5 protein-coding genes are annotated in these 3,644 nt (G+C 53.3%); all 5 read left to right on the top strand.

What is annotated here, in order from left to right:
- The first annotated feature begins 76 nt into the window (after positions 1-76).
- The 5 genes from WBR68_RS31580 to WBR68_RS30940 all read left to right on the top strand — a co-directional run bounded on the left by WBR68_RS31580 (position 77) and on the right by WBR68_RS30940 (position 3,513).
- Positions 77-319, top strand: a complete 243-nt coding sequence (locus tag WBR68_RS31580; protein ID WP_370641304.1) for a hemagglutinin repeat-containing protein — start codon at positions 77-79, stop codon at positions 317-319.
- The gene (locus WBR68_RS30955; RefSeq protein WP_230696211.1) at positions 277-2,001 is read left to right on the top strand and encodes a hypothetical protein; all 1,725 of its coding nucleotides are present in this window, start codon (positions 277-279) and stop codon (positions 1,999-2,001) included. Before WBR68_RS31580 ends, WBR68_RS30955 begins: the two co-directional genes overlap by 43 nt.
- 187 nt (positions 2,002-2,188) lie before the next feature.
- Complete coding sequence (locus tag WBR68_RS30950; protein WP_230696210.1) at positions 2,189-2,458, top strand: hypothetical protein; 270 nt, start codon at positions 2,189-2,191, stop codon at positions 2,456-2,458.
- A complete protein-coding gene (locus WBR68_RS30945; RefSeq protein ID WP_230696209.1) occupies positions 2,455-3,045 on the top strand; it encodes a hypothetical protein in 591 nt (196 codons plus the stop codon). The genes WBR68_RS30950 and WBR68_RS30945 overlap by 4 nt, the downstream gene beginning before the upstream one ends.
- A 168-nt stretch (positions 3,046-3,213) precedes the next feature.
- Positions 3,214-3,513 carry an integrase core domain-containing protein gene (locus WBR68_RS30940; RefSeq protein ID WP_230696208.1) on the top strand — a complete coding sequence of 100 codons (300 nt, stop codon included), beginning with the start codon at positions 3,214-3,216 and terminating at the stop codon, positions 3,511-3,513.
- The last annotated feature ends 131 nt before the right edge of the window (positions 3,514-3,644 follow it).

The following is a 3,644-nucleotide window of genomic DNA, read 5'->3' as shown; positions in this document are numbered from 1 at the left end:
ACCAACGCCCAGTGGGCCAGCGAGTAAATGATGCAACGTCAGAACAACGCCTAGAACACAAAATTTCTGACAGTCCCTGACACCTTATTTCATTCTGATCGACGCAACAGCCAGCGCAGATCAGATCATCGCCTCGGTCGGCAAGAATCTTCGAATCGAGACGCTGCAAGACACCAGCACCTACGATGCCAAGCAGCAGAGCGCCGGCATGCAAGCCAGCATTCGCATTACGGCTACTGCAAAAGCTCCGTCTCCGGAAATGTCTCGCAAGGCAGGATGGACAGCAATTTCCAGACCGCTACACAGCAGGCGGGGCTGAAAGCGGGTGACGGCGGTTTTCTGGTGAACGTGGGCCAGAACAACACGCTGATTGGTGGCGTCATATCGAGCAGTGAGCAGGCTGTGGCAGACGGCCTGAATCAGCTGTCCACCGGCACGCTCATTGTCAAAGACTTGCAGAATACTGCGCGCTACAAGGCTGATCAGGTCGCGCTCAGCGGCGGGTATAGCTGGGGAGGCAGCGGGGGAGCGGAAGCTAAGCAGGGTGATGTCGGTACGAACTCGAAAGGGCAAGCGGCGGGCGGTGCGGATAAGGTGCCCGGCACGAGCTTACCGACGAACAGCAATGGAATGTCCGCCGGTATGCCCGTGGTCGTTGCGGCGTCTGGGAATGCCAATTCGACTACACACAGCGCCATCAGCGGCGGCAGCGTAGTCATTCGTGATGGGGCTGGCCAACTTGCCCTGACCGGCAAGACTGCGGCGGAGACGATCGCGTCGTTGAACCGAGACACGACCGATACGTTGAATGCGCTGAAGCCGATCTTTGATAAGGAGAAGATCGAGGCGGGGTTTGAGATTGCGTCAGAAGCCAGTCGGCAGATGGGGCAGTTTTTGACGAATCGGGCGAAGGAGGCTGATGCGCTTGAGAAAGCGATGAAGTCTGAAAATGATCCGACGAGATACGCTGAGCTCGAGAGCCAGTACAAGGATGCCAAACTTTGGCTCCCGGGCGGAACCTATCGTCGGATTGCGAATGCCGTCATGATCGCAACCGGCAGCAATGTGACCGGGGCAGCCGCGGATATCGCCCAACGGGCGCTCGTGAGCTACGTTCAGCAGTTGGGTGCTGCCGAGGTTGGCAAGTGGGTCAGTAGCGGCATCATCCGCGATGGCTCTCCAGAACATGCTGCCTTGCAGGGCATAGTCGGTTGCTCTGTCGCCGCGGCAAGTGGCCAAAGCTGCGCGGCCGGCGCTACAGGTGGCGCTGCGGCTGTGCTCATCAATGCTCTGCTTGATAACACTCAGGGGAGTTCGAATGAAGAGCGTGAGGTGCGACGCAACTTGGTGGCTTCGCTTATTGCCGGCGCAGCAGCAGTGGCAGGTGCTGACGGAATTGCCACGATTACAAGCGCTGCGATTGCCGAGTTGGACAATAACTCGCTCGATCCGAAGCTTCACGAAAGTCTGATCAATCGTTTTGCTCTGAGCGACCAGCTACAACCGGAGGAGTACGAGGACCTCATCCAGCGAATGAAAGCCGCAAACGCGGAGGGTACGCAGCAAGCGCTGGATCAAATGAAGAGCGTGTTCGGCCCTGCGTCGTTGGAAGCAACACGAGCAGAACTGGAGACAATGCTTGGTGGAAATTCAGCATGCGGCCAAGTACCGGCTTGCGCATTGCAACTGAAAAACTCGATCAAGGAACTGGATAGCCTTCTTGCGCAGTACAGGACGCAAAGCGAACTGACGCCAAAAGTCGATGCGACGTGGATGATTTTCGATCTCGCTACCAGTGGAATTGGTGGTGCGATTCGAGGCTCGGTGATCGATGCGGTACGAATGAGCGCGACGCGAGCTGCCGGGGGCTCGCTGGAGATGGCAGCGGCAAAAATGGTCTATGCGGATGGCGCTTCCTGGACGGTGCGCAATGCTGAGGTGTTGGCTGCGGACGGTACGACCGTGCTGGCGAGGCAGAATCCCATAAACCGGAAAATATGATCCTGTAGGGCCTAGCCTGTTGAGCGACGGGTCGAAGCCAAAGTCGGAAATCTATTTCCGAGTGGAGGGTGGTGGAGCAGGAAGTGCTACGAGTCAAAATAGAATAACGGTAAATGCAGATGGAACTATTAGTATTAATCCCGGGTGCTCTGGTCAGTTGTGTGTGAGTTTCGGAGGGGGGCGTGCCGTGTATTATCTGAATAACAAGCGCCCTGATGGAACTGTCATCGTATTTGAGGTGGGTGCTGGTCTCCATAATAAGATAATGGAACGTGCAATCCCGCAGAAGCCTATCCCGGGAATTCCGCGAGATACTAATGCACCAAAAATCGTAGATTCCACAACTCCAGGGACGTCGCTGGAATTGCCCAAAATGTGGGAACTGCTGCTGGAAAAACACTCTAGCAATGCGAGAGTTTATTCTCAGAGTGATTTTTTAAAGGAATTTGGAAAGTGATTTTGAATAATGAAACAGCAGATCGTTTGTGGTCAGGGGAGCTTTGCATAGGTTTTATTGTGCATATGGGGAAAATTCGTTGGTTGATTGATGTCAAAGATAATTTCTCTCTTAATGCTGAAATCGACTATCAAGCTTATCTGGAAAAAAAAATAATTTCGGAGTCGCAATATGAGGCGGCGTGCCGTGCATTTAGAGGGGGGGTTCTAGATTTAACATCGGATAATTTTCTTGAATACTTGGGTCCACGGATGGATCATGTTTATTCAACACCAGATTTGATGGGTTTTATGTTTCGAGGCACTCACGATCCCGTCAGTGTTTTGGATAAGGTGGAAAGCAGTCTGGTCACAGGGGGGGGCTTAACTGATGATGAGAGTAGGTGCGCACAAATAATGGCATCCAAGCTGCCGTTGTTTTATATAAATTTTGATCGAAAAATATACATGCATCTTGAAAAACACAGATTCCACGAGAAATCTGCTGGTGCGGAATGGTTTGCGCAGTACGGGGATTTTTTAGCGCTAATTCCTGATTCGGAAAGATATTGGATTTTGGGTGGAAGGGATTATTGGAAATGCAGGTAATTAAATAGGGATAATTGAGTTAAACGGAAAGAAAAAGCCGTGGCAGATTAGTGAATATTTCCTCGTTGCGCTGGATATTAATGATGCGCAGTTTATGCCTCGGTTAACTATTGCTCCGATTTCTTAGCAGCCATTGTCTCCTTGATGGGGGGGCTTGCGCGCGTGCCTGTGCCGTTCCTGCTGCGATCCGACAACGGGTTGGTCTTCACCTCTCGTAGCTATACAGCGTTGGTGCGAGGCTACGGGCTGCGCCAAGAGTTCATCACGCCGCACTGCCCGCAACAGAACGGGATGGTCGAACGCGTGATCCGCACGTTGAAAGAGCAATGCACGCATCGGCATCGCTTCGAGACCATCCAGCACGCCAGCCGCGTGGTAGGGGACTGGATACGCTTTTATAACCACCGGCGCCCGCACCAGGCGCTCGGCATGAAGACCCCGGCTGAGGCATTTGCATTAGCCGCTTAACCTCGTAAGCTCCCCCTTCAGGTAGACACCGCCCGGTAGAATTTCGGAGCCTCGCTGAGTTGGAGATTCCCTTGAAGAAAAGCAGATTTACCGAGAGCCAGATCGTTGCTGTTCTGAAGGAAGGCGAAGCC

It is taken from the genome of Achromobacter sp. JD-1 (assembly GCF_038594925.1).
Taxonomy (GTDB): domain Bacteria; phylum Pseudomonadota; class Gammaproteobacteria; order Burkholderiales; family Burkholderiaceae_B; genus Achromobacter; species Achromobacter spanius_C.
This window is presented reverse-complemented; position numbering and strand designations above follow the sequence as displayed.